The sequence below is a fragment of the Streptomyces sp. IBSNAI002 genome, assembly GCF_052244475.1.
In the GTDB taxonomy this organism is placed as follows: Bacteria; Actinomycetota; Actinomycetes; order Streptomycetales; family Streptomycetaceae; genus Streptomyces.
Genome location: NZ_JBQPXG010000002.1, coordinates 8,239,861 through 8,263,991, shown reverse-complemented (window position 1 = coordinate 8,263,991; position 24,131 = coordinate 8,239,861). Strand labels below are relative to the sequence as shown.

The window sequence follows — 24,131 nt, the reverse complement described above, 5'->3', positions numbered from 1 at the left end:
CGCCCGCCCCGCCTAGTCGCGGACTATGCCGCTGACGGCGCTGGAACCGGCGCCCGTGGCCTGCGCGTCGCCGGTGTTCATCACCCGGGCCGGCCCCGGCCTTCCGTCGCTGCCCGTGCGCTTCACCCCGCTGACCGCGCTGCCGCCGCCGCTGGCCACGGCCCGCCCGGTCGCCACGGCGACATCGCCCGCGGCGGCAGCGGCGTCGGCGACGTACGAGACCAGCATGCGCAGCTCCTCGGCGGCCCGCTCCTGCTCCCGGGCCGTCAAGGACTCCAGCAGCATTTCGAAACGCGCCCGCCACTCCCCCTCCTGCCGGGACCGCTCCAGGTCCGGGTCCACGGTGGAGCCGGCTTCCAGGGCGTGCGCGGTCCGGTCGAGTCGCTCGAGTTCGGCGCGGCCCCGGGCGGAGTCGCCGCGCCCGAGGAGCGCCGCGGCGCGCTCCCGCACCACGTTCCAGGCGTCGGTCCCCGCGGCCTGTACGACCGCTCCGCCACCCGCTGCCGCCACCGCAGTCAACGCTTCCACCAACACAGGCCGTTCACCCCTTGGTTCGGCTCGACTTGGTCGGTTGAAACGTACCTCCTCCGTGGCGCGGACGGGGTCACGACCGCGCGATGGAAGGAAGGGAATGAAGGGGGAACCGGATCCGTCGAGCAGCAGGAGAAGCGACTGCACTCTGCCCTGGAGCACCCGCCTCAGCGGAACTCGTGGACCACCTGGATCTCGCCGACGATGTGGGCGTTGAAGTCGTCCAGCTCCTCGGCCGGAACCCAGAGTTCGAGGATCGTCCGCCCGCCGGCCTGCTGGATGGGATACCGGTTCAAGAACTCCGACTCGACCTCGAAGCACGTGACGAAACCGGCGCCGTCGTACTTCACGTTCCAGTCCCGCGCGATTCTGACCGCGTAGTCCTCGTTGAGGACCGGGTAGAAGATCGGCTGCTCGGGCAGCCGGGGCGGCCAGGCACGCCAGTTCAGTTCCCGGACCAGATCCAGCTCCTTGGGGCCGGTGGGGCGCCATAGGGTCGTCGTTGCCGGCCTGCTGGTCATCTGCGTCGCTCTCTGAACGTAGGCCGTCGGTACGGCGGGTCGGGACACCGGACGATACAGGCACCGCGAGCTGGGCAGCTACGCAGTTTCCGCGCGCTGTCCAGTTCCGTGACCAGCAGTTACGGGGCAGCCGGAGCCGGCCTCGCCGTCGCGGGTCACGTTCCGGGCGACGGGCTGGGTTCGCGCCCTGTGCTGTGGGGCGTACGGGTGGGCCGGGCGGTGTGCGGTCGGTGGCTGAGGAGTTCGGCGAGGCCTTGGCGGGTTGCGGCGATGACGACGCGGTCGTCGGGGCCGAGGAGGTGCCCGGGGTGCAGGTCGAAGAGGAGTCCGCTGTCGTGGCTCTGGCCGTCGAGGCGGGTGGCGCGCAGGTCGGGGCGCCTGTCGGCGGGGTCGGTGGTGTCCAGGGCGAGGACGCGCCAGTGGCCGGGGTTCAGGGCGTCGGCGACGGTACGGCCTTCGAGCTGGGGCAGGCCGGCCACGTCGATGGCGGCGAAGAGCAGGACGCGCCGTTCGACGGGGAGGGCGCCGAGGATTTGGCGTCCCATCATGGCGGTGGCGAAGGCGGGGGCGGCCAGGGAGGTGACGCTGCGGCTGCGGGTCACCGCTTGGGGGTGGGCGGAGCGCAGCGTGCGGTGAACGGCGGTGGCGAACTCGTCGTCGTACAGGCGCAGTGCGACGCGCAGGTCGGGGGTGGTGGTGCGGGCGCAGAGGATCGCTTCGAGGTTGGTGGTGTCGGAGCTGGTGAGTGCGAGGAGTGCGTGGGCGCGGTGGATGCGGGCGGCTTCGAGGATGCCGTCCTGGGTGGCATCGCCGAGGATGACCGGCACCCGCAGGGTCCGGGCCAAGGGGATGCCGCGGGCTTCGGGGTCTTCCTCCACACAGACGACGGGAATGCCGAGTTCGCGCAGGCGGGCCAGGACGCGGGTGCCGACCCTGCCCAGGCCCACCAGGACGACGTGGTCGGCCGTTCCGCGCGGCGGTCTGCGCAGGGCGGAGGCGGATCGGAAGGAGCCGGAGGCCTCGAGGACGGCGGCGACCAGGACCGGGAGCAGGAGCAGGCCGACGAGGCCGGTGAAGAGCTGGAGGAGTTGGCGTTCGGTGGGGTCGCCGATGGCGGGGTCGTTGATGGAGAACAGGTCCAGGAGGGTGACGTAGGCGGCGTGGACGAAGTGGTCGCCGGTGGTGATCGCGGAGGTGATGGCGATGGCGGTGACGGCGGCCGTGAACCCGGCGAGCGACCAGCGGACCCGGCGGGAGAAGAGCTCCATCACGGGCAGCCGGGGGGCGCGGAGCCTCCCGGGCGTCCCGGACGGCGGTGCGTGCGAGACGGCTTCCAGGACGACCGCGCCCCGTTGTGCCGACCGCGCGATGTCCATCGCGGCGGGCAGGAGCCTGGGGCCGGCCGCCCCGCTGCGGTCCGATCCCTCGGTTCCGGCCGGATCCTCGGTGGTCGAGGACAGCAGCGCCAGCGTGCACAGGACGGGACCGGTGGCGGTGCGCCGCTGCTGAGGGGTGCGTTCGATGGCCCGGAACAGTAAGCCGTCGGCTTGGAGCACCTTGCTCGTGCCGGCGACGACGGTGGCCGCGAGCGCGGGGGCGGCGGTGTCGGCGTCCGAGAGGACGGTGATCGCCGACTCGCCCGCCGAGCCGCCGGCGACCACGGCGGCCTGGTCGAGGAGCTCGGCGAGGTAGCCGCCGAGCTTGCGGTTGTAGAGACGGATGACGAGCCGGACCCGCGGGTTGATGCGGCGGGCCGTCAGCGCGGCGCGGATGTTGGTCGCGTCGTCCTCGTAGACCAGCGCGAGCGCCTCCGCCTGCGCGGCGCCGGCCTCGCGCAGGGCGGCGGCGTCCGGGGCGTCGGCTTCCACGACGCGGGTGGTGGGTGGCGGCTCCGGGCCGATGGTGTCGGCGTCGGGCACGAGGAGGGTGACGGGCCGGCGGTAGATGTCGTGGAGCTCGCCCGCCAGCCGTACGGCAAGCGCGTCGTCTCCGCAGACGACCATCGGCTGGGGTGCCGTGTCCTGGTGTGTCACCTGGCCCTCCTGATCCGCAGGCGCTGGACTAGCCCGTTGCCCGCTTCGCCCACCGCGATCAGGAGGACCGCGGACGCGCCGCATCCGAGCAGGAGCGATACCGCTTTGCGCTGCCAGTTCCGTGTCCGCATCACGGGGCGCCCTGCGGAGCGGCTGATTCCGCACTTGCTGCGTATGAAGATTGGCTCGTCGTCGTGACGCACGGACTTTCTCCCCCGGGTTGAATTCCTTGAGCGCTGTGCCCAGGCGCCAGCCAAGCAAGCGCGGGCATGGGCACCGGTACGGCTACGGCTACGGCTACGGCTACGGCTACGGCTACGGCTACGGCTACGGCTACGGCTACGGCTACGGCTCGATGAGGCCTACGCGGATGGCGTAGCGGGTGAGTTCGAGGCGGTCGCGCAGGCCGAGTTTCTGCAGGAGGTTGGCGCGGTGGCGTTCGACGGTTTTGGGGCTGATGACGAGGAGGTCGCCGATTTCCTTGGAACTGTGGCCTTCGGCGACGAGTTTGAGGATCTCTTCCTCGCGTTCGGTGATGGGCCGGTCCGGGAGCGGGCCGCCGGTGCGGGCGTGGTCGAGATAGGTGCGGATGAGGGCGGTTTCCGCTCCGGGGTAGATGAAGGGTTCGTCGCGCAGTGCGGCGCGGCAGGCTTCGACGAGGTCGCGGTCGGCCACGGATTTCAGGACGTAGCCGGAGGCTCCGGCGCGCAGGGCTTCGAAGAAGTACTGCTCGTTGTCGTACATGGTGAGCATCAAGATCCGCAGGCCGGGGCGGATGCGGGCGAGTTCGCGGGCGGCTTGCAGTCCGGTCTGGCGGGGCATGGCGATGTCGAGTACGGCCAGGTCGATGTCGAGGCTGCGGGCCTGGGCGACGGCTTCGGCTCCGTCGGCGGCCTCGGCGACCACGCTCAGGTCGGGTTCGCAGTCGAGGATGAGGCGCACTCCGCGGCGTACGAGGGTGTGGTCGTCGGCGAGGAGGATACGGGCGGGCCCGGACGCGGGCTGGGTCATCGTCGGGACCCCGTGGTGTCTGCGGTGTCAGTGATGTCGAGGCGGACCTGGGTGCCGCCGTGCGGGCCGGCCCCGACGACGAGTTCGGCGCCGATCAGCAGGGCGCGCTCCCGCATCCCCCGGATGCCCGCGCCCTCGGGTGCGTCGCGCAGGCCGTGTCCGTTGTCGCGTACCAGGAGCCCGACCCCGCCGCCGGGCAGGGGCCGGAGGTGGACCTCGACGCGGGTCGCGCCGGAGTGGCGGGCGGCGTTGGTCAGGCCTTCCTGGGCGACGCGGTAGACGACGAGTTCGGCGGCCGGATCCAGGTGCGGCAGGCCGGGAGTGACGTGCGCGGTGACGCCCAGGCGCCGGGTGGTGAACTCGGCGGCCAGGGAGCGAACCGCGCTGTGCAGGCCCAGCTCCTCCAGGACACCGGGGCGCAGACGGCGGGCGATACGGCGGATCTCCTCCAGGCTGGCGCGGGTGGTCTCCTGAGCCTGGCGCAAGTCCGTGCGGACCGCTTCGGGCGCATGGTCGCAAGCGTGCTTGAGCTGGAGCAGCACGGCGGTGAGGGTCTGGCCGATCTCGTCGTGGAGCTCCTGGGCGATACGTTTCCGCTCACCCTCCAACGCCGTCAGCACCCGCCCACTGCTCATCGCCCGCTCCGCCTCAAGCCGGTCCAGCATCGCATTGAAGGCCTGAGTGAGCGCGGCGATCTCCCCGGCGCCGCTGACGGCCGGCCGGGTGCCGGGCTTGAGGAGGTCGGCGGTGGCCATCGCCCGGTTCAGCCGGGCGAGCGGAGCCAGGCCGACCCGTAGCAGGACCGCGTTGACGACCAGCATCGCGGCCAGCCCACCGAGCAGCACGAGCACCTCCCCGAACAGGACCGGCGTGGACACGGTGACCGGGCCCAGCAGCAAAGCCACCGAGAGGGCCAGAACACCGGCGTTCAGCAGGAAGATCCGCCAGTACAACGACACGGCCACACGCCTTTCCAGCCGGTCCCCCAGCACATCCGCCACGACCGCCCGACCGCCCCGCCTCCAGGCGCTCTGACCTGCAACGGAACCCACTCCCCCGCCCCATCCTCACCCCGCTGGAGGCCACTGTCCATCCGTGCCGGCCCCCATTTCGGCCCGGCGGAAAGTGGCACGATGGGCCCGCCGGGTGCCCGGCATCGGGGTCCCATGCGACCTCACCACCCGCTACACCGAACCCGCGGCCGCGTGGATCGGCAGCCGCCGCACCCCGCCCCGGCCGGTCCTGGCCGCGGTGCCGTCCCAGCCGGGACACCGTTCTGCTGCTCGCCGCCCTGGCTGTCTGCTTCGGCGGAACGGGCGGCTTCGCCCACCGTCTGCACCGCTTCCCGGCCGGTCATCCGGGCTGGCACCGGGACACCGCACGCGATCCGGTCTCCACCGCGGTCACCCTCACTCTGCTCCGGGTTCCGATCTGCCGTGTTCGCCGAGCCAGCGGGCGAGTTTGCCTCGGCGGCCGACGGCGCGCAAGCGCCGTTCGGTGGCCTGCCGGGTCACCTGGGTTGTGACGAGGAGGAGTTCGTCGCCCGATGCAAGGACCGTGTCGGGGCCGGGTACGTGGGTGGTGCCGTCGCGGACCAGGAGGGTGATCACCGCCGGCGGTGGGAGCCGTAGTTCGAAGACGGCGACGCCGTGGAGGTGTGAGCCGGGCGGGATGGTCACGGTCAGCAGGTCGGCGTCGAGAACGTCCAGGGGTGCGCTCTCGACCTGGATCTCCCGCATGGCCCCGGGCCGGGCGATGTGCAGGAGCCGGGCCACGGCGGGCAGGGTGGGGCCCTGGACGAGCGTGAAGACCACGACGAGCACGAAGACGATGTTGAGCAAGTGCCCGGAGCCGTCAACGTTGGCGACGATCGGGAACGTGGCGAGGACGATCGGGACCGCGCCGCGCAGCCCGGCCCAGGAGACGAAGGCCTGTTCCCGCCAGGGGGTACGGAAGGGCAGCAGGCAGGCCGTGACCGAGACGGGGCGGGCGATCAGCAGCAGGACGAGGCCGACCGCGAGGGCGGGCAGGACGGCCGCTGATAGTTCGCTGGGGTCGACGAGCAGGCCGAGCATGACGAACAGGCCGATCTGGGCGAGCCATCCCGTGCCCTCGGCGAACGAGCGGGTCGCTGCCCGGTGGGGCAGCCGCGAGTTGCCCAGGACCAGTCCGGCGAGGTAGGCGGCGATGATGCCGCTGGCGTTGACGAAGCCGCCGGCGGCGAAGGCGATGATGCCGAATCCGACGGTGGCCAGCGGGTACAGGCCGGTGGCCGGCAGGGCGATGTGCCGCAGTGCCGCGACCCCGATGCGGCCGACGGCCAGCCCCAGCAGTCCGCCGACGACGAGCTGGTAGAGGACGTTGCCGAGGATGGCGGCCGGGCCGGGCAGATCGGCCGCCGCGGTGGAGAAGACCAGCACCAGGATGATGGTGGGGGCGTCGTTGAACCCGGACTCCGCCTCCAGCAGCCCGGTGGTCTTACGGGGCAGGGGCAGGGGAAGCGAGCGCAGGACGGCGAAAACGGCAGCGGCGTCGGTGGAGGAGACGATCGCGCCCAGGAGCAGCGCCAGGTGCCAGTCCATGCCGAGGAGGTAGTGGGCGCCGGCCCCCGTGACGGCCACGGAGACGGCGACGCCGGCGGTGGCGAGGACACCGGCCGGTGCCAGCATCCGCCTGACGTCGGGCCAGTGGGTGCTCAGGCCGCCCTCGACGAGGATGACGGCGAGTCCGGCGGCGCCCAGGGACTGGGCGAGCTGCGCGTCGTCGAACTCGATGCCGATCACGTCCTCGCCCGCGATCACACCGACGGCGAGGAACAACAGCAGGCTCGGCAGGCCGAGCCGGTGCGCGGCCCGGGCGGCGGCGATGCTGGCCATGAGGACGATGCCGCCCACCAGCAGGACCAGGTACAGCTGCGGCAGTGCCACGGCGTGCCTTCAGGGCCGACGCCGGTGAGCGCGTCGCCGGCGGGTGGTGTCGAAGAGGTTCACCGCGAGCGCGGCCATGATCAGACCGGCTGCCAGCACCAGCCCGTGCGGTACGAGGGCACCGGTGACCACGGCGGCCAGCGCCAGCGCCATGGCCAGCCAGGCCCGGCCGCGCCGGTACTCGCGGGGCCGCCGGGGGCGGCCCTTGCCCAGTCCGCGGGCGAAGCGGGGATCGTCGTGCCACAGCAGCGCCTCGATGCCGGCGATCCGCTCGTCATCGGAATCCGTCATGGTCCGTACCTCCTTTCCGTACGTCAGGCGAGGGCGAAGTAGCGCAGCCACACGTACGCCCCGGCCAGCACCGTCGTGACGGCGGTGACGACCAGGCCGTAGCGGCTGAACTGCCAGAAGGAGATGTGGTGTCCGGCGCGGTCGGCGATGCCGACGGTGACGACGTTGGCGGAGGAGGCGATGATCGTGGCGTTGCCGGCCAGGTCGGCGCCGAGCGCGAAGGACCACCACAGCACTTGGGCCTGTTCGGGCCCTCCGGAGGCGGTGACGATCTCGGAGACGATCGGGCTGGTCGAGGCGACGAAGGGGATGTTGTCGATGACCGCGGACGGCACGATCGATCCGAAGAGCAGGGCCATGGAGGCGCCGAACAGGTTGCCGTCGAGCGCTCGGGCCGCGGCCTGGCCCAGGTCGGTGAGGATGCCCGTCTGTACCAGTGCGCCGACCATCACGAACAGACCGGCGAAGAAGGCCAGGGTTTCCCATTCGACATCGGCCACGACCTTGCGGGCGTCCAGCCGGGAGACGGCGAGGAGGACCAGCCCTCCTGAGATCGCCACGACCGAGGGCTCCAGGTGCAAGGTGGTGTGCAGGACGAAGCAGGCCATCACGATCATGACGACGATGCCGCTGACGGCCAGCAGCCGGCCGTCGGTGATGGCGTCCCGCTCCCGCATGGCCATGACGTGCGCGGCCCGCTTGGGGTCGAAGGAGAACGCGCCACGGAACATCCAGCGGGCCATCACCACGAACACCACGATCAGCACGGTGGTGACCGGTGCCATGTGGAGGAGGAAGTCGTTGAAAGACAGGTCTGCCCGGGATCCGATCATGATGTTCGGCGGGTCGCCGATCAGAGTGGCCGCGCCGCCGATGTTGCAGGCCATCACTTCGGCGATCAGGTACGGCACGACGGGGACGCCGAGCTTGGTGCAGACCGCGATGGTCACGGGGGCGATCAGCAGGACGGTGGTGACGTTGTCCAGCCAGGCCGACAGGAACGCGGTCGCGAGGATCAGGAGCACCATCAGCCGGTACGGGCGTCCGTGCGAGCGCTTGGCGGCCCAGATCGCGACGAACTCGAACAGGCCGGTGCGCTTGAGGACGGAGACGATCAGCATCATGCCGAGGAGAAGGAAGATCACGTTCCAGTCGATGCCGGCGTCTTCGGAGAAGAAGGCGTGCTCCGCGCTGGTCGCGCCGATCAGCAGCATGACGACGGCTCCGCCCAGGGCCGCGGTGACGCGGTGGACCTTCTCCGTGGCGATCAGCACGTACACGGCAGCGAACACCGCCACGGCCAGCCACGCGGTGACACTCATGGCGGGGCCGCCCGGCCAGTGCCGGAGGGATGGAGGGACGGGAGCGGGGTCGTCATCGGCTCGGCTCCGTTCGCAGGTGCTGCCGCGAGCACCTGCGTCCCACGAGGGCCGCCCCGAACCGCGAGTGCTCCAGATCCCCACCATCACCTGGCGCCCCAGCCCGGCGCATCGGGGCCAGCACCCATCTTCACCACCCCCGACCACGAAAGGCCTTCCCACGGCAGACCGTTTCTCGCAGGTCAGGCCGCCAGGCTCCGCCTCCGCGGCCTGGCCGACGCGGCCGGTAGGCGCCCACATGGGCCGTGCGACGCACGCATCGCGGGAGGGATCCGCCCGGAGACCCCGCGGCGGCCCGCGGCGGTGACGGTCGCCAGGGCCGCCAACGCGGGGATCTGGACCGGGCGCTGACGTCCACCGCCCGACGTGGCCCCGGCAGGTGGGTGCACCAGCAGCGCGAGGAGTCGGCACGGTGTGCGAGCGGGGCGAAGGGATGGAGAGCATCCCATCGGGGGCTGGGCGGCTTATCCGCTCTGCTCGGTGATCATGTTGATCAGGTCCTGGGCCGTGTTGTGCTCGGAGTCGATCCCCGGAACCTCTCCACCTTCAAAAGTGACGGCCTCGGCGCTCCGGGGGAACATGGCCTCCTCGTACTCGGCGAGCGCGGCCTCGACGTCGTCGGGGTGTGCGGCGAGGGCCTTGCCGAGCTCGGCGCCGTCCTGCATGGCCAGGTTGGCGCCTTCGCCGTTCGGGGCCGCCAGGTGGGCGGCATCGCCGAGCAGTGTGACCCCCGCCACCCGGTCCCACCGGTGCCCGGTCGGCAGCGCGTAGTGGGGCCGCAGGACCGGTGCGGTGTCGCCTTCGGTGATCAGCGCGGTGAGTTCCGGCGCCCAGCCGTCGAACTCGCGCGCGATGCGCGCGGTGGCCGCTGCGGCATCGGTGAAATCGATGGCGGCGAACCAGTCCTCCGGCCTGGTCAGCGCCACGTAGGCGTGCAGGGTGTCGCCGCTTTCCCGGTGAGCGAAGATCTCCCTGCCCGGCGAGGGCGCGATCAGCATCCCGCCTCCGACCGCCTTCGCGGCGGCCGAGTGACGGGTGTCGGCGTGGAACAGGTAGGTCTCGACGAACGAGGTGCCGGTGTACTGCGGTGTGGCGGTGGAGAGCAACGGCCGCACCCGGGACCAGGCGCCGTCCGCACCGACCAGCAGGCCGGTGACGACGGTGCCGCCGTCGGCGAACGTCACCTCGTGGCGGCCCGAGCCGAGGGCGCGGGTGCCGGCGACCTTGCGCCCCCACCGGACGGTGCCGGCCGGGAGCGAGTCGAGCAGGATCTGCCGTAACTCGGCGCGCAGCACCTCGGGGCGGCCGCCCGTGCCGTCGTCCGCCTTGTCGAGCAGGACGGTTCCGTCCCGGTCGAGTACCCGCATGGCCTGGCGGCCCTCCAGGACGATGGCGCGGAACTCGTCCATCAGGCCGGCCGCCTCGAGGGCGAGCTGCCCGTTGTAGTCGTGGATGTCGAGCATCCCGCCCTGCGCGCGCGACGTCGGGGAGGGCTCGGCCTCGTAGACCGTGACCGGGATTCCGTGGACGTGCAGGACGCGGGCCAGCGTAAGTCCGCCGAGCCCTGCGCCAATGATGGTGACGGGCATGTGCATGGTCGCTCCTGGGGACCGGGGCCGCCCGGTGGACTCCGGCCGGCCGTCTCCGGAACCCTGACGGACCGCGCCGACAAGCCGCCGACATCGAACCGGCAGCCGCCGATGGACGACCGACACCGCACATCGGTCCCGACACATCGGAGCGCCGTGCACGGCTCACTTTCGTGAGGGCCGATTGCTGACGGAAGTCGCAGCGAAGGCCCCGGATGGCACCTCACGCTGGAATGACCGCGCCCCGGCGTCCTTCGATCGCCCCCTGGCCTCAGGACACGCCGCGTGGCGTCGTACCCCCCGTACGCAGTGCATCGCCGATGCCCGTCCGGCGCCTCGATCGATCGCGCGCTCGGATCAGGGCTGCGTCTGCCCCTTTCATGACTTCGGAGCTCGTTCATGCTGTTCGCCCTGCCCATGTCCTTCACGCGTTCCCGGATATCCCGGCGCTTGCGTCGCTCCATCGCTGTGGCATCGGGTTCGGCCGCGACGCTCGTATCCCTGTTCTCCGGAGGGGCAAACGCGGCCGGCGGCGATGTGTGGGACCGCGTCGCGGACTGTGAGAGCACGGGCAACTGGCAGACCGACTCGGGCAACGGTTTCTACGGCGGCCTGCAGTTCACGGCGAGTACGTGGGCCGAGTTCGGCGGAACGCGGTTGGCGCCGCAGGCGCACCAGGCGAGCCGGGAGGATCAGATCGCGGTGGCGGAGAAGGTCCTGGCAGCTCAGGGGCCGCAGGCCTGGCCGGTGTGCTCGGTGAAGGCCGGGCTGAGCCAGGGCGGCCTGAGCCAGGGCACTGTCGCTGCACCGGCTTCGGAGGCCGGTGATCAGGCAGAGGTTGCGGGTACTGCCGATGCGCAGGTTCCTCCCGGCGAGCAGCCGGCGGTGGACACCTACAAGATCAAGAAGGGGGACACCCTGCGTGGTATCGCCGACCGCCTGCGTTTCCCTGGCGGCTGGCAGCAGCTCTACGACTGCAACCGCAGGGTGATCGGCGATGACCCGTTGGTGCTGCCCGAGGGAGCCCGGCTCTCGGTCGGCAGCACCGTCATCGACACTGCCCCCAGGTTCGCACCGGCGGACGCCACGGAGGCGGCCTCCTCCCCGGGCTCCGGGGCGGCTCAGCTCTCGGGCGAGATCGGCACGGCGTTGAGCGCGGTCGCCCCGGTGCAGGCACCGGTCACCACGCCCTACCGGCAGGCCGGTGCCATGTGGTCCAGCGGCTACCACACCGGAGTCGATTTCATGGCGGCCACCGGCACCCCGGTCAAGGCCATGGCCCCGGGCGAGGTCGTGTCCGCCGGGATCGCGGGCTCCTACGGGAGCGAGGTGGTGATCCGGCACGAAGACGGCAAGTACAGCCAGTACGCTCACCTGTCCCGACTGGACGTGAGCCCGGGCCAGCGCGTCACGACCGGAGCGGAGATCGGCCTGTCCGGTGCGACGGGCAACGTCTCGGGGCCTCACCTCCACTTCGAGGTGCGCACCGGACCCGGCTACGGCAGCGACATCGACCCCGTCGCCTATCTGCGCGGGCGGGGCGCCACCGTCTGACCGCGCCGCCCGGGAGCTCTCAGCCGAGGCATGAGGTGAGGTGATCCCCCACGGGCGGGGACTGCGGCCCCGGCTTCTCCGGCACGCCCTCGTCCGGCTCAGTATGCACGCCGGAGTGGTCCTGGCCGGGTTTGCGGGTAGGCGCACCACATGACAGCCACAGAGCCCCTCGCGGCCTCCGCTTTCCCGTCCCTCTACCTGATCCTCGTCGGCGTGGTCGTCGTCGTACTGCTGATCGGTGCCTTCTGGTACGGCAGCAGACGCGCGGCGGCCCGCAAGGACCCCGGAGCGAGCCCGTCCGAGCAGGTCCCCGCCGCCCGGGCCCGACGGAAGTCCTGGCACACGCCCGACGACACCGGCAGCGGGACCGGCCCCCCGCAACGCCCATGACTCCTGGCCTGCACGCGCGCGGCCCTGTTCCGGCTGCACTCCGGAACAGGGCCGTAACGCGGCCTGGACGTTGGCCGAGAGGCCGTGTCAGCGCCCGACGTCAGCGCGCGTGGTTGTGAACTCCTCGCTGCCCGGGCACCCCGGATGACCGGGCAGCGGCCGGCCGGCGGTGGCCGGATCGCCGCCAGCGACCCGGGAACGGATTGCGGCGCACCGGAGCACTGGGGGCCGCGGCCAGAAGGCCGACAAGTGCGAGCACCGCAACGAGGATGAGCACGGCAACGAGGTTCATGGTCCTTCCTTCCGTCGGGTAGTGGCTACCTGTCACTGTCTTGTTACCAAATTGACGGACGGTAAACACAGACAGTGACACGATCTTCAAGACGCAGGGCCCCTGTCCGCATGCCGGTCCCGCCGTACGCGGGCCCGTGGACCTCGTCATGATGGGCTCATGATGCACAGCGACGACCAGCCCACCGACTCGCCGGCGATAGTCCTGCTCAAGGAGATGGGAGCGCAGACGACCAAGCACTCCGGCGGCACGCTCCTGACCCATCTCCTGCGCGTCGAGGCGCTGCTCGCCGAATGGGGCGCGCGGCCCGCACTGCAGTCCGCGGCGCTGTGCCACGCCTTCTACGGCACCGACGGGCTGCCGCTGGTGCTCCTGGAGCTGTCCGAGCGCGATCGCCTGGCCGAGGCGATCGGTACGGAGGCCGAGGAGCTCGTGTACTTCTACGCCAGCTGCGACCGCGCGGCCTCCTACCCCAGCCTCGCCGCACCTGACGCATCGGCGGTGACCTTCCGGAACCGGTTCACCGGTGAGGAGTTCACGCCGTCCCTGCAACAGCGACGCGACGTCGCCGAACTCACCGTGGCCAACGAGCTCGACCTGGCCAAGGTCAACGAGTCGTTCCGCGAACGCAACGGGGCGGACCTGCTCGAGTTGTTCACCCGCTGGGCGCCCCTCCTGTCGGAGGCGGCACGCCGCGAGGTGACCGCGGTCCTCGGCTGAGCCGTGTTCACCGGGTTCGGCGGTCCAGGCCTGGCACCTGCATGTTCGCCTGGGTCATGCCCCCGGTTCCTCCGTCACGGGCAGGCACTCGGCGAGCAGGTCGACGACGTCGCGCCAGGCTCGCTGCGCGTGCAGTCGGTGGTAGCCGACTCCGGGGACCACGGGGTGGTCGACCGGCGGGTGGTGGAAGGCGTGCAAGGCTCCGCCGTAGACCGTGAGGCGCCAGTCGACGCCTGCGGCCTGCATCTCAGCGGCAAACGCGTTCCGTTGCGCGGGCGGCATGATCGGGTCTTCCGACCCGACCCCGGCCCACACCGGGCAGCGGATGCGCGCTGCCTCGCCCGGCCGGCCCGTGGTCAGTGCGTTGACCGTCCCGATCGCGCGCAGGTCGACGCCGTCGCGCCCGAGTTCCAGTCCGATGGCGCCCCCGGTTCCGTAGCCGACGGTGGCGATCCGGTCGGGGTCGGTCCGGGGTTCGCTGCGCAACACGTCGAGCGCCGCGTGGCCGATCCCCCGCATCCGGTCGGGATCGGCGAGCAGTGGCATGCAACGGGCCAGCATCTCCTCGGGGTCGCCCACATAGCGCCCGCCATGAAGGTCGAAGGCCAGCGCTACATATCCCAGCTCGGCGAGCGCATCGGCCCGGCGGCGCTCGACGTCGCTGAGCCCCATGCCCTCTGGTCCGAGCAGTACGGCGGGCCGGCGGTCCACACCGGCCGGGAGCGCGAGGTGCCCGATCATCGTCAAACCGTCTGCCGGGTACTCGACCGTGCGCGTCGTCATCTTCGTCATGAGATGGGACCTTAGTGATCGTCGAGCCCGGTCCGGCCGGTGTTCTGCCACTGGCAGAACGGATTGATCATGGCCCGGTGGACGTCAGGGTGAGGACGGGCAGCGGATCGGCCTGACTCAGCCAGCCGGACAGCTGGGGCACCACCGTCGTGTCCGGGTCGGCCCCGATCGTGTCCAGCGTCTCGTACGTCGCCCCGACCGCGCCGAGTCCCAGTACGACGGACCAGACCGACAGGGGTGCGTACCGCAGCCACTTCCACTGGAGCCGCGCGACGGTGTCGCGTTCCGCTTCCACGGCCGCCCGGCGCACCAGGTCCTCGCGCAGCGTCTCGGCGTCCTGCCGGGACAGCGCGTCCAACGTCAGTACGGCGTTGTCCGCGGAGCCGACGCGGTGCCCCGTGCCCCCCTTCACCGTGGCGATCCGGAATATCCGGTGCACCGGGTTCGCGGACACGTCGACGCTGCGTACCCGGTGCCGGGGGATGGCGCGGTGGCTGCGCAGCAGGATGCCCGTGCGCAGCTCAAGGCGTTCCGGGGTGAGCCGGTAGTACGTCTTGGTCCAGCGGAACATCTCGTACCCGACGACATACGCCATCGGAAGCGGAACCGAGGCGTGCAGCCACCAGGGGGCGTCCCGCCACCACATGACCACGGCGGCTACGAAGATCAGCAGCGTGCACACGGTGCCCGTGACGCCGATGACGCGAGGGTCGAGCCGCCGCCACGCGACCCCCTCGTCCGAGGCTTCGCTCACGTCGCGTCCCCGGGGGTGGTCTGCGTGATCCGGGTCAGTTCCTCCGCGAGGTCACGGGCCGGTCCGTGCGCCAGGCCGTGGATCTTCACCGCTCCCGCGGCCGACGCGGTGGTGACGACGAGTGTGGACAGGCCGAACAGCTGCTGGAGCGGCCCCCGCACGGTGTCCACGGTCTGGATACGCGACAGCGGCGCGATCCGCCACTGCTGCCGCACCCACCCGGCCCGGGTGAACACGGCTTCATCGGTGGTCTCCCACCGGTGCACCCGGTACCGCCACGACGGCACCACCGCCGCGTACAGCAGACCCGGCCCCGCCACCACGGCCGCCGCCGGAAGCAGCCAGTCCCTGGCCGGGGTGATCAGTATCCCGAGCAGGACGAGGACCAGCACCAACGGCACGAAGGAGACCAGCGCCTGGACCGTCCACCAGGGGATCGACCGGCGGTCCATCGGGTGGCTGGGCGGGCGCAGCTCCAGGACCGCTCCCGAGGGCGCGGCGGCGGACGGGGAATGGACTTCGGACGTCGCGGAATGAGGCATCGTCAACTCCCGCGACGGGTCCGGTGATGGGAACAACTCCCCTGCGGACGTTCCCACGTCGCGGGCGACTTGCCGGGGCGGCGTTGCTCACGACCGGCGCGGCTCCGTTCTCAGCGAGGGAAGAGGGCTTGCATATTTATCACAACGTTCGCCCACACCTCGTCGGCCGGCCGTCTTCCCCGTGAAGGGCAGTGGGCCGGCGCGGTTGTCCTCCGGGAGTCCTGCCCCGGTCAGGCACCCGCACCGGCCCACTCGCTCGCCCGATGGCCCGAGGGTCAGGGGGCGTCGATGAGGATCCGGCCGTCGGTCGGCACCGTTGCCATGAGCCCGTTCGCGTACGCGTTCTGCACACGGGATCGCTCGGTCGCGTTGGGCACGGCGTTGGTGCAGGCCGTCCCGGGGCTGGACCCGGACATCAGCTGGGAGCACGGCCCCGGCTTGGTGTCCGGGAGGCCCAGGCTGTGGCCCAGCTCGTGCGCGGCGATGCGCGTCTTGTCGTACCCCTGGCTCACAGCCTGCGCGCCGAGTTCGACTCGCACCTGCCGCCCGGGACGGACCGGACCGAGGGTGGCCTGCGGCCAGCCGGTGGTGGCCACGATGACGATCTCGGCGCGGACCCCGGGGGCGGCCTCCACCAGCCGAACGTTGCCGACGTTCGCGTTCCAGGAGGCGACGCCGGCCGCGATGGCCGATTCCCAGCCGCCGGCCCTGCTGTCGTCGTACCGGAGCGTCACTACCGCTGTGGTGGAGTCCGGTATGGGCGCGGGTGCCGCGGTCGCGGCGGTTGCCGCCGCGAGGACCATCGCGGCGGCGGAGGTTCCTATTTTCAGCCAGGTGCCCAGAGACATGGTCGTCTTCCTTCATCCGTGGGGGGCCCGGCCCCTCGGCGGAGCCGGGGCACTGGAGACGCGGCCACCGACCGCCTGTAGCCCGCACGTTCGGACAGCCGCCCCTCCGGAGCCCTAAGAAGGTAGCCCCGCGCCCCACCAAACCGTCATGCACCTGCCAGCCAATTGTGGCAGCCACTCCAGCCGACGCCCGGTCAGCGGGCGGCACTACCCAGCCGGCCCTGTCGCTTTCGTGGCCGGCCTCGCATCACGTCGGGCCACGGTCAGTCGGTGAGGTCCGTACGCCACTGGGCGCGGGCGGTGGAGAGGAGCCGTGGGAGGTCCGAGGTCTGCGCGTCGTACTGCTGGTCGTTGACGAGGAGTTGGTAGACCTGTCCGCCGTCGCCGGCGACGAAGAGTTCTGTGCGGTGGCACGGGGTTTCGCGGGCGGGCCAGTGGTAGTCCAGCTCCAGGCGGGCGGCTTCCTTTCCGTCTTGCGCGTCCGCGTGGGTCGTTGAGGTCAGGGCCACCATCTTCGACTCCTCCGCCTCGGCGTACCAGGCGAGTTGTCCTTGGGCGGCCACCTGGGCGGTGTGGCCGTTGCTGTCGTCCCGTTTCACTCCGATCACGTAGCGGCCGTCAGGTGAGACCCAGGTGGACTGGAGCGCGTTGTCGATGTCCGGTCTCCAGCCGTCGGGTACGGCGACGGCGAGGCGCAGCGCCTCCACGCGGACGGTATGCCAGCCGGACGGCACTGGTGGGGGTGTCTGTTGCGCGGAGCTCGGCGAGGGCAGGGACGCGGGGTCGGAGCCTTCGGATGGTGTGGGGGTTGCGGCAGGGGGGTTCGGCGGGGCAGGTGCTGCGATCGGCTGGTCTTGCGCTGTGTCTGCGCGTGAGGAGGCCCCGTCGGACGTCTGGGGCGAGCCGTTGTAGTGGTTGGCGACCACCAGGACGGCAACCAGGCCCGCGAGTGCGGCCCACTGCGCGGGGGCGCTCCAGCGTCCCCAGCACCGCACGGCACGCGGTGCGCGCCGGGCACGCCGATCCGTGCCGGTGTCCGGTTCGTTGGCGGCTCGGCCCCCGGGCAGGGGCCGGGCCGCCGTACCCGCCGGCGGGATCGGTTCCGTGTCCGTCAGGGCAGCAGCATTGCCTGGGTCTGGTGGGCCGCCGCCGTCCTGCACACGTGCGCTCGTCACGGTCGTTGGCGTCGTCGCGGCGGTGTGGAGGCGGCGCGCTTGCTGGAGCTTGTCGGTTCTGGTGCGGGCGTCGCGGGGGTAGCGGTTCTCGATGATCTGGTTGAGCCGCGTCAGCGGAATGATCTTCGCGCCGGAGCGGTACTCGCTCCACACGCTCCTGCTCAGCCGGTAGCGCTCTTCGAGCCGGCTGACGGTGTCCTCGGCCGTCAGCTCCCGCAGGAACCGCGCCAGATCGTTGGCTTCGGGTGTGCGGCCCTCAACGGGCCCGGCGGACGCCCCGGTCTGTTCATCCCTCCCCCTCCTCTGCTGTCGGCGTGTGCGCGGACGTCCGCGCACATTCGCGGTTGTCCGGTGTCCCCAAATCGCTGACCTGCACTGACGACAACACGACCCAACGGACAATCAGATCAGGTTCCAGCGTGGTGTTCCACCGCTTCCGCCAACGCGGACAGCGGGACCACGACCAGGAGGGAACCACCGTGCACCGACCGTTCGTCCGCCGGCCCAAGGCACTCGCGGCCCTGGCGGGACTGGCGCTGGCCATCGGGCTGGCCGTCATCCCCGCACAGGCCCAGAGCACACCGCACTACGAGCGCCCCATGACAACCGGAAGCATCGGCCGGGGAGCGGCACCCGGCGGGCCCGCCACCCGGGAGCAGGTCATCGCCCGGGCCGAGCACTGGGTGAAGAAGGGTGTCGCGTACAGCCAGGCGCGCTGGTGGAAGGACGAGGCGACCGGCGGCTCCTACCGGCAGGACTGCTCCGGGTTCGTGTCGATGGCCTGGCAGCTGAAGGAGAGCCTGACCACCCGGTCGCTGCCTGCCGTCGCCGACCGGTTGTCCGGCTTCGACCAGCTGCAGGCGGGTGACGCCCTCGACTACCCGGCCGCCCATGCCGTGCTGTTCGGCGGCTGGACCGACAAGGCCAAGGGCGACTTCGTCTACTACAGCCAAAGCCGCAGCGGCCGGCCCGCCCGCAAGGACACCGCCAACATCCACGACAGCCGCATCGCCGGGCACCCCCGCACCGCCTACATCCCCCTGCGCTACAAGAAGATCACCACCGCACCACAGGCACCCTCCCCGGCACCGGCCCAGCCCACCGCACCGCCGAAGCCCAAGGCAGAGCCGAAGCCGAAGGCGAAGCAGGAGTCGAAGCAGGAGTCGAAGCAGGAGTCGAAGCCAGAGCCGAATCCGAGTCCCACCGCCCCGGCCGCGGCCGCGTCGCCCTCCGCCTCGAAGCCTCCGGCCGGCACCGCGGGCGCCCCCACCTCGGCCGCCCGGCCGGACGCCACCGTTCCCGCGCCCGGCGGCGGCTGCGCACCCACCGTCCGGGTCTCCTTCTGGCAGTGGATCTTCAGTTTCTGAATCGCGCCCTTCCGCGCCCGTGCACGTCCACCGACCGTCCCCGAAGGGATCTCGATGAATAACGTCATGCCCCCACACGCCCCACACACCCGGCAGGCTCCGCACGCCCCCAGGGCTGCCGTCACGTGGTGGCGCAGGTTCCACGGCGCGTTCCGCATGCTGTGCCTGCTGGCCGTCGGGGTCGTCGCCCTCGGCGTCGCGGCGAACGCGGCGCCCGCCAAGCGGCAGTTCCACCGCGCCTCCGCCCCGGCACCGACGATCGCGATGGATCAGATCGTCACCACCGGCACGGCGGTCTACGCTCTCGCCGCCGACCACCATGGCGTCTACGAATGGTCCACCCACCAGAACAACTGGATCAAGGTGTACGGGCCCGCCAAGAACATCTACGCGGGCGGTACGAACCTCTACGCGACCGATGCAGCAGCGGGCGACATCCACAAGTACCGCGGCAAGCCCGATCAGTGGGACCGCATCGGCGGGCCCGGCCTCACGTTCGTCGCCACCGGCGAGAAGGTGTACGGCATCAGCCCCGACAACAGCGGAGTCTGGGAGTACACCGGGAAGAAGGACATCTGGACACGCATCGGCGGACCCGCCAGGAACCTCTTCGCCGGCCCGGCCAACGACGTCCGCTACACCGCCAAGGGCATCAACCGCCGCCCACTCAGCACCCTCTACAAGACCGACCTGGCCACCGGCGCCCTCTACTCGTACGACGACAAGCCCGACCAGTGGACCAAGGCCGGGGATCCCGGCGCCAGGTTCGCCGTCACCGACAAGAACCTCTACCGGCTGAACGCCGACCACAAGGTCGTCGAACGTGACGCGAAGAGCCGCAAGTGGGAGACCGTCGGCAAGCAGGCCGGCCACATCTTCGCCGGCAACACGCTCTACAAGACCGACAAGGCGACCGGCGACCTCTACCAGCACAAGGGCAACGGCCGGTGGAACCGCATCGGCGGCCCCGCCGCCGCCTTCGCCACCAACGGCCACTACCTCTACCGGCTCTCCCCCGACCACCGCTCCGTCCAGAAGTACAACGGCGACGGCTCCAACGACAAGTGGCTCGACCTGCGCGCACCCACCGCCCCGGCCACCCACGCGGAGAAGGTCGCCCGCCTGACGGCCCTCACCCAGTTCGGTACCGACGCCACCAACGCCTGGTACAGGCAGTACGGCGCCCACCGCACGGGCAAGCCCGACCGCTTCGAGTTCCGGTGGAGCACCAACCAGTGCAACTCCCCCGCCCCGAACTCCGTCGGCAGCTACGACTTCACCCTCGCCTGTATCCGCCACGACTTCGGATACCGCAACTACCGCGACCTCCTCGGTGAGACAGCCTTCCGTACCAACCCGGCCGGAAAGCAGCGCATGGACCTGATCTTCCGCCAGGACCTGAACGAGGTCTGCGACCAGCGGGGCTTCCCCCGGGTCTACACCCCCACCGAACGCGCAGAATGCAAGAAGGCCGCCACGGTCTACTTCGGCGCAGTCGCCACCGCCCGCGGCTGACCCGCTCCCCACACCGCACAGGCCCCTCGCCGGCGCGGCCGGCACGCACAGGCCCCCGGCCGCGCCCCGCAAGGGGAGCAGCCGGGGTTCAGCCGTCCCCGGCGGTGTCAAGCCCCGAAATCCCGGTGCATGACCTCTCGGGGGTGGCTCCGGCCTACTGGAACCGAGACCAAGGGCGCCGGACGGGTGCCCTGCCCTACCAGCAGGAAAAATCAATGACTCACAAGATCCAGAAGAACTCCGCGCACCTGAGGGGCTCGGCGATCGCGGCGGTGGCCGTGGCGGTCGCGGGAGGCATCCTCCTCCCCGCCACGACGGCGACGGCGGCTCCGACGGTCAAGGTGACCACCGTCTCGTCCGAAGAAGACCCAGCGCCCGTGACCTGGGGGTACACCCCTCCGGCGGAATGAGCCACTGAACATCCCGTACGCGACGCCGGCGGGTTCGCACCGGGGGGCGGCCCGGCCGCCCCCCGGCCCGTCGTCAACTGGACCCGTGGATGGTGCGTGCAGCGCCCCGATCGCCTCGGTGACCGAAGCAGAGGCGACGGCCTCGCTAACGCCAGCCCTGCGTCACCTTGTCAGGCGCGGTGTTCCAGCTCTTGGGTATGAAGGTGACCATGTAGGCTCCACGGTCGAAGTCCGCGTATCCGGCCGACCATTTCTGGAAAATGCTCTCGTACACCTCCATGGGTCCCATGCCGCCGTTGGGCGAGTGGTAGTGGTTGGCGTGGGTCCAGATGGTCTTGTCGGCAGCAGTCTCCTTCTGGTCGCCGAACCAGCCGTAGTCGAAGTTGACGTAGCTTTCGCCAGGCTTGGTGGCGCTGCGTGACGTATTCCTGTCCTGCGACATGTCGACGAGGCCTGTGGCCTGGTCGGGGCGGAACCCGCCAGGGTCTCCGTACTTCCTCTTGTCGGAGGAGGAACGCGGGTCCTGTCCACTCCAGAAGTGTTTCGAGTAGATGACCGCCTTCATCTTGGAGGGATCGAAGTTTCCTCCGTCCTCGTCCTTGAAGGACGGTGTGTTCCTCAGAGCCGCGTAGAAGTCGGATCGGCTCTCCTCGCCGAGCAGAGCGTCATCCCTCTCGGCGAGCTCTGCCTTGAGCTTGGTGAGATAGGCGCCCTCGTCGCGGGAGCCTTCCAGGGCCCTGTTCATGATGGACGCCACGTCCCGCGCGCGCTTGAAGCCCTTCTCTTCGTCGAAGCTCTGCTTGGCTATTCGCCCCTCGAACTCGGCTCGCGTTTCACCCCGTCGGGGGCTGCCGTTCTTGACGGCGTCCTGGTACTTGTCCTCGTCGAAGAACGCGAAACCCAGCTTGTTCTTCGGGTAGTTCCCGGAATTCACCCAGGTGACGCCGACGCAACCATAGGCGAGCTGCTCCCGCTGCTCCGCGGTCATCTGCTGCTGTCGGCCGTCACGGTGGCTGTATATCTGCTGCCACTTGCGTATGTAGTTGCCGACGGGCGTCGAGGCTCTGCCGCCGTAGGCCCGGTACGCATCGGGCATCCTGCCGAGCGGCTCGGCCCGCGGTATCTCCATTCCGCTGTCCGACGCGGAATCCCTGGGTGACGGGACAGCGTTCGGCGGTACCTGTCCTGGGGGATTCTCGGGCTGCCCCAGTCGCAGGGCCTTCTCGTTCAACGCGTTGATGCGGTTGACGTCATCCGCGGTCAGTCCATGGTTCTCGGCGTAGGACTCGCCCTTGTCCACGGTGGGACTGTCGGCCGCGAAGCTGACGGACGGGGCTAAAGCAGCGGTACACATCACCACGCTCACGGTGGTGAGCGTGAGGGACTTCGAGCGTTTGTGCATAGGGATCAGAAACTCCACTCCGGTGAAATTGGAGGAACGACGCACACCTGAAGGAGGCTTCGGGAACGCTGAAGACTGTGGTGACACGGAAGTAGAACCCGGCCACCGACCGAATGTCCGCTGGCACGTCAGGCCCTCTTGCGGCCACACGCGCCGGCCCCCTGCCGGGCCGCAGAAAATTCAGAACTTCCACTGTGCGGCGTCATCCGGGCAAGGTCAGACACAAGCCCGTCGCACCGCACCCTCGGGGCAATCAGCGCCGGTTGCCTGCGGGCTGTCCGGCTCTATCCCGTGGAAGGGGGGTTGGCATCACTTCTCAGCTCCCGAATGGGTCGTCAGGTCGTACGAGGAAAGATCATGTCCCTCATGCCGGCTCCCCGACAACACCCGGCTACAGAACCGGCCACGCTCTCGGACGGTGCTCTATCCGGCCATGAATCCGAGCCTTCCGGATGTAAACGGATGCGACGCTGAGGAAGCCCCTTCCCTCCGCACCCGCGACCGCGGAGATGGAAATGCCGATGCCTCGGACGCAGGAGCGGAGCGGTCATGGGCTGGCATCACTGATGGGCGGGGCGCCGCTTCAACGCCGGCGACTCGAACGTGAAGGGGCCGGTCGTCGACGGCCCCTGGGACATCGACGACGCCACCACCGCTCCCTTCCCCTGACAGGAACCGTCAGGTCTTCGCCACTCGCCGCCGCAGCCCCTCCCCCGCCGCGTCGGACCGCGAGCGCTGCTGCCACACACCCGTGCCTCACCGGAAAGGCTGGTATTGCCCCCCTTGGGCGGGACGCAACGAAACGGCGAGCCGGACCATCGCCATCGGGCAGCGCCCGCTACCCGCGGCCGCGTCGGGTGCGGTGCGCCGCGAAGCCGGTCAGACCGGCCAGCGTCAGGCAGAGGGGCGAGTACAGGACGAGGTCCCAGTGCCGGTAGGGGTCCGGAGCGTCGCCGAGGGCCAGGCCGGACTGGATCAAGCCCTGGATGCCGCGTGCGGCCAGTACGCCGGCCACCGCCCACGCACCGAGGCGGTGCAGCCTCTCCGGTCCGACCCCAGGGACGATCCGGCCTGTGCTGAGGACCGCATAGCCGGCCGCTCCCAGTGCGCCCGCGACGCCGAGCGTCAACGGGACCGAGGGCAGCCGGTCCTCCGTCACCCCCACGACCGTCTCGGCGAACTCGGCAGCCGACCCGAGCGGCCAGGGTGTGAACACCCAGACGGCGTGCAGTGCCCCCGCCGCGACCAGCCCGGCGGCCGCGGCGGCTGCGGCGGCACGGGTGACGCCGTCGGCGTCCGATACGTGCTCGGCCTCGGCGGACAGGTCGGAGTGGTCAGCCCTCACAGGCGTTCCGGCCGTGTCGGATGTGCGCGCGTCCATCGTGATCCCCTTCCCGGCAGGGTCTTCCATACAGCACTGTATGGATAATCCATACAGTAGCGTATGGAACATGGCCAAGGGGAGAGTGACCAGCGAGGACTGGACGATGGCGGCGCTGGCGGCGCTGGCCCGCGGTGGAGTGGCCGCCGTGGCGGTGGACGTGCTCGCCAAGGAGCTGGCCGTGACCAGAGGCAGCTTCTACTGGCATTTCAAGAACCGGGACGCCCTGCTGGTTGCCGCGCTGGAGACCTGGGAGAGGCTCGCGACCGGCGAGGTCATCGAGGAGGTCAGCGCCGAGCCCGACCCGCTGAAGCGGGCCAGGGCGTTGTTCGCCAGGGCACTGGAGGACGAGGAGATCGCCGGGCTGGAGCCGGCGATCGTCGCGCAGGTCGACCACCCGGCCGTCGCCGAGGTACTCGACCGGGTGACGCGTACCCGGCTCGACTACCTCACCGGCGTCTTCACCGAGCTCGGCCTGCCCGACGGGGACGCCCGGCGCCGGGCCGTGACCGCGTACGCCGCGTACCTCGGCTGGATCGAACTGCGCAGGGCCGCGCCGCAAGCCGCCCCGGAGACCGTGGCCGACAGCGAGGGCGCACGGGAGGCCCTCGACCATCTGGTCGAGCTGCTCGTCACGGGCACCCCTCGCAACCGCGCGGTGTGAGGGGACCCCGGCCGTGGGCCGGCGGACAGCCGGACACCGTTTT

At 70.7% G+C, this 24,131-nt stretch carries 24 protein-coding genes; 8 read left to right on the top strand and 16 right to left on the bottom strand.

What is annotated here, in order from left to right; translation table 11 throughout:
* Window positions 1-12: 12 nt before the first annotated feature.
* From ACTVZO_RS38320 to ACTVZO_RS38310, 3 genes are all read right to left on the bottom strand, one after another.
* On the bottom strand, window positions 13-528 hold the full coding sequence (locus ACTVZO_RS38320; protein ID WP_443302767.1) for a hypothetical protein: 516 nt from the start codon (window positions 526-528) through the stop codon (window positions 13-15).
* 170 nt (window positions 529-698) lie between these two features.
* A complete protein-coding gene (locus ACTVZO_RS38315; protein WP_443302766.1) occupies window positions 699-1,052 on the bottom strand; it encodes a hypothetical protein in 354 nt (117 codons plus the stop codon).
* A 155-nt stretch (window positions 1,053-1,207) separates the two neighbouring features.
* A complete protein-coding gene (locus tag ACTVZO_RS38310) occupies window positions 1,208-3,055 on the bottom strand; it encodes a potassium channel family protein (protein WP_443303402.1) in 1,848 nt (615 codons plus the stop codon).
* A gap of 268 nt (window positions 3,056-3,323) precedes the next feature.
* Between ACTVZO_RS38310 and ACTVZO_RS38305 the strand changes: the two genes are divergently transcribed.
* Window positions 3,324-3,464: a hypothetical protein gene (locus ACTVZO_RS38305; RefSeq protein WP_443302765.1), complete on the top strand. Its 141-nt coding sequence runs from the start codon at window positions 3,324-3,326 to the stop codon at window positions 3,462-3,464.
* Here the strand turns inward: ACTVZO_RS38305 and ACTVZO_RS38300 are convergent.
* The 6 genes from ACTVZO_RS38300 to ACTVZO_RS38275 all read right to left on the bottom strand — a co-directional run bounded on the left by ACTVZO_RS38300 (window position 3,431) and on the right by ACTVZO_RS38275 (window position 10,288).
* Window positions 3,431-4,096 (bottom strand): response regulator, encoded by a 666-nt coding sequence (locus ACTVZO_RS38300; protein WP_443296652.1) that lies wholly within the window; start codon window positions 4,094-4,096, stop codon window positions 3,431-3,433. The two genes, ACTVZO_RS38305 and ACTVZO_RS38300, sit on opposite strands and share 34 nt — an antisense overlap.
* Window positions 4,093-5,055, bottom strand: a complete 963-nt coding sequence (locus ACTVZO_RS38295; RefSeq protein ID WP_443303401.1) for a sensor histidine kinase — start codon at window positions 5,053-5,055, stop codon at window positions 4,093-4,095. The genes ACTVZO_RS38300 and ACTVZO_RS38295 overlap by 4 nt, the downstream gene beginning before the upstream one ends.
* 450 nt (window positions 5,056-5,505) lie before the next feature.
* Window positions 5,506-7,023, bottom strand: a complete 1,518-nt coding sequence (locus ACTVZO_RS38290; RefSeq protein ID WP_443302764.1) for a potassium/proton antiporter — start codon at window positions 7,021-7,023, stop codon at window positions 5,506-5,508.
* A 9-nt stretch (window positions 7,024-7,032) separates the two neighbouring features.
* The gene (locus ACTVZO_RS38285; protein WP_443302763.1) at window positions 7,033-7,314 is read right to left on the bottom strand and encodes a DUF3040 domain-containing protein; all 282 of its coding nucleotides are present in this window, start codon (window positions 7,312-7,314) and stop codon (window positions 7,033-7,035) included.
* Window positions 7,315-7,337: 23 nt separating this feature from the next.
* Window positions 7,338-8,636 (bottom strand): SLC13 family permease, encoded by a 1,299-nt coding sequence (locus ACTVZO_RS38280; RefSeq protein ID WP_443302762.1) that lies wholly within the window; start codon window positions 8,634-8,636, stop codon window positions 7,338-7,340.
* Between the two features lie 521 nt (window positions 8,637-9,157).
* Window positions 9,158-10,288, bottom strand: a complete 1,131-nt coding sequence (locus ACTVZO_RS38275) for an FAD-dependent oxidoreductase (RefSeq protein WP_443302761.1) — start codon at window positions 10,286-10,288, stop codon at window positions 9,158-9,160.
* Between the two features lie 393 nt (window positions 10,289-10,681).
* Between ACTVZO_RS38275 and ACTVZO_RS38270 the strand changes: the two genes are divergently transcribed.
* From ACTVZO_RS38270 to ACTVZO_RS38260, 3 genes are all read left to right on the top strand, one after another.
* Window positions 10,682-11,836: a transglycosylase family protein gene (locus ACTVZO_RS38270; protein WP_443302760.1), complete on the top strand. Its 1,155-nt coding sequence runs from the start codon at window positions 10,682-10,684 to the stop codon at window positions 11,834-11,836.
* 150 nt (window positions 11,837-11,986) lie between these two features.
* Entirely contained in the window at window positions 11,987-12,226 is a 240-nt protein-coding gene (locus ACTVZO_RS38265) for a DUF6479 family protein (RefSeq protein WP_443302759.1), read from the top strand.
* 451 nt (window positions 12,227-12,677) lie between these two features.
* Window positions 12,678-13,238, top strand: a complete 561-nt coding sequence (locus tag ACTVZO_RS38260) for a DUF6817 domain-containing protein (protein WP_443302758.1) — start codon at window positions 12,678-12,680, stop codon at window positions 13,236-13,238.
* A gap of 54 nt (window positions 13,239-13,292) precedes the next feature.
* Here the strand turns inward: ACTVZO_RS38260 and ACTVZO_RS38255 are convergent, their stop codons facing one another.
* The 5 genes from ACTVZO_RS38255 to ACTVZO_RS38235 all read right to left on the bottom strand — a co-directional run bounded on the left by ACTVZO_RS38255 (window position 13,293) and on the right by ACTVZO_RS38235 (window position 16,881).
* Window positions 13,293-14,030: a dienelactone hydrolase family protein gene (locus ACTVZO_RS38255; protein ID WP_443302756.1), complete on the bottom strand. Its 738-nt coding sequence runs from the start codon at window positions 14,028-14,030 to the stop codon at window positions 13,293-13,295.
* Between the two features lie 67 nt (window positions 14,031-14,097).
* On the bottom strand, window positions 14,098-14,784 hold the full coding sequence (locus ACTVZO_RS38250; protein ID WP_443302755.1) for a PH domain-containing protein: 687 nt from the start codon (window positions 14,782-14,784) through the stop codon (window positions 14,098-14,100).
* Window positions 14,781-15,326: a PH domain-containing protein gene (locus ACTVZO_RS38245; protein ID WP_443302754.1), complete on the bottom strand. Its 546-nt coding sequence runs from the start codon at window positions 15,324-15,326 to the stop codon at window positions 14,781-14,783. Before ACTVZO_RS38245 ends, ACTVZO_RS38250 begins: the two co-directional genes overlap by 4 nt.
* 275 nt (window positions 15,327-15,601) lie before the next feature.
* On the bottom strand, window positions 15,602-16,174 hold the full coding sequence (locus ACTVZO_RS38240; protein ID WP_443302753.1) for a snapalysin family zinc-dependent metalloprotease: 573 nt from the start codon (window positions 16,172-16,174) through the stop codon (window positions 15,602-15,604).
* 263 nt (window positions 16,175-16,437) lie between these two features.
* Window positions 16,438-16,881 carry a hypothetical protein gene (locus tag ACTVZO_RS38235; protein WP_443302752.1) on the bottom strand — a complete coding sequence of 148 codons (444 nt, stop codon included), beginning with the start codon at window positions 16,879-16,881 and terminating at the stop codon, window positions 16,438-16,440.
* Between the two features lie 947 nt (window positions 16,882-17,828).
* Between ACTVZO_RS38235 and ACTVZO_RS38230 the strand changes: the two genes are divergently transcribed.
* From ACTVZO_RS38230 to ACTVZO_RS38220, 3 genes are all read left to right on the top strand, one after another.
* Window positions 17,829-18,716, top strand: coding sequence for a hypothetical protein (locus ACTVZO_RS38230; RefSeq protein WP_443302751.1), 888 nt, complete (start codon window positions 17,829-17,831; stop codon window positions 18,714-18,716).
* A gap of 66 nt (window positions 18,717-18,782) precedes the next feature.
* Window positions 18,783-20,231: a phospholipase A2 gene (locus tag ACTVZO_RS38225; protein ID WP_443302750.1), complete on the top strand. Its 1,449-nt coding sequence runs from the start codon at window positions 18,783-18,785 to the stop codon at window positions 20,229-20,231.
* Between the two features lie 215 nt (window positions 20,232-20,446).
* The gene (locus tag ACTVZO_RS38220) at window positions 20,447-20,641 is read left to right on the top strand and encodes a hypothetical protein (protein WP_443302749.1); all 195 of its coding nucleotides are present in this window, start codon (window positions 20,447-20,449) and stop codon (window positions 20,639-20,641) included.
* 145 nt (window positions 20,642-20,786) lie between these two features.
* Here ACTVZO_RS38220 and ACTVZO_RS38215 read toward each other — a convergent pair whose 3' ends face one another.
* Window positions 20,787-22,043 carry a protein-glutamine gamma-glutamyltransferase gene (locus ACTVZO_RS38215; protein WP_443303399.1) on the bottom strand — a complete coding sequence of 419 codons (1,257 nt, stop codon included), beginning with the start codon at window positions 22,041-22,043 and terminating at the stop codon, window positions 20,787-20,789.
* Between the two features lie 838 nt (window positions 22,044-22,881).
* Window positions 22,882-23,424 carry a DUF3995 domain-containing protein gene (locus ACTVZO_RS38210; RefSeq protein ID WP_443302748.1) on the bottom strand — a complete coding sequence of 181 codons (543 nt, stop codon included), beginning with the start codon at window positions 23,422-23,424 and terminating at the stop codon, window positions 22,882-22,884.
* Window positions 23,425-23,494: 70 nt separating this feature from the next.
* On the opposite strand from ACTVZO_RS38210, the gene ACTVZO_RS38205 reads away from it, so the two are divergent.
* Window positions 23,495-24,088 (top strand): TetR/AcrR family transcriptional regulator, encoded by a 594-nt coding sequence (locus ACTVZO_RS38205; protein WP_443302747.1) that lies wholly within the window; start codon window positions 23,495-23,497, stop codon window positions 24,086-24,088.
* The last annotated feature ends 43 nt before the right edge of the window (window positions 24,089-24,131 follow it).

Bases quoted from the DNA above. Each gene is read 5' to 3' on its own strand.
- ACTVZO_RS38260 (WP_443302758.1), top strand. From the start codon at position 12,678: ATGATGCACAGCGACGACCAGCCCACCGACTCGCCGGCGATAGTCCTG.
- ACTVZO_RS38275 (WP_443302761.1), bottom strand. From the start codon at position 10,288: ATGCACATGCCCGTCACCATCATTGGCGCAGGGCTCGGCGGACTTACG.
- ACTVZO_RS38280 (WP_443302762.1), bottom strand. From the start codon at position 8,636: ATGAGTGTCACCGCGTGGCTGGCCGTGGCGGTGTTCGCTGCCGTGTAC.
- ACTVZO_RS38210 (WP_443302748.1), bottom strand. From the start codon at position 23,424: ATGGACGCGCGCACATCCGACACGGCCGGAACGCCTGTGAGGGCTGAC.
- ACTVZO_RS38245 (WP_443302754.1), bottom strand. From the start codon at position 15,326: ATGCCTCATTCCGCGACGTCCGAAGTCCATTCCCCGTCCGCCGCCGCG.
- ACTVZO_RS38255 (WP_443302756.1), bottom strand. From the start codon at position 14,030: ATGACGAAGATGACGACGCGCACGGTCGAGTACCCGGCAGACGGTTTG.
- ACTVZO_RS38270 (WP_443302760.1), top strand. From the start codon at position 10,682: ATGCTGTTCGCCCTGCCCATGTCCTTCACGCGTTCCCGGATATCCCGG.
- ACTVZO_RS38285 (WP_443302763.1), bottom strand. From the start codon at position 7,314: ATGACGGATTCCGATGACGAGCGGATCGCCGGCATCGAGGCGCTGCTG.
- ACTVZO_RS38215 (WP_443303399.1), bottom strand. From the start codon at position 22,043: ATGCACAAACGCTCGAAGTCCCTCACGCTCACCACCGTGAGCGTGGTG.
- ACTVZO_RS38240 (WP_443302753.1), bottom strand. From the start codon at position 16,174: ATGTCTCTGGGCACCTGGCTGAAAATAGGAACCTCCGCCGCCGCGATG.
- ACTVZO_RS38220 (WP_443302749.1), top strand. From the start codon at position 20,447: ATGACTCACAAGATCCAGAAGAACTCCGCGCACCTGAGGGGCTCGGCG.
- ACTVZO_RS38205 (WP_443302747.1), top strand. From the start codon at position 23,495: ATGGCCAAGGGGAGAGTGACCAGCGAGGACTGGACGATGGCGGCGCTG.
- ACTVZO_RS38300 (WP_443296652.1), bottom strand. From the start codon at position 4,096: ATGACCCAGCCCGCGTCCGGGCCCGCCCGTATCCTCCTCGCCGACGAC.
- ACTVZO_RS38225 (WP_443302750.1), top strand. From the start codon at position 18,783: ATGCCCCCACACGCCCCACACACCCGGCAGGCTCCGCACGCCCCCAGG.
- ACTVZO_RS38310 (WP_443303402.1), bottom strand. From the start codon at position 3,055: ATGGTCGTCTGCGGAGACGACGCGCTTGCCGTACGGCTGGCGGGCGAG.
- ACTVZO_RS38265 (WP_443302759.1), top strand. From the start codon at position 11,987: ATGACAGCCACAGAGCCCCTCGCGGCCTCCGCTTTCCCGTCCCTCTAC.
- ACTVZO_RS38315 (WP_443302766.1), bottom strand. From the start codon at position 1,052: ATGACCAGCAGGCCGGCAACGACGACCCTATGGCGCCCCACCGGCCCC.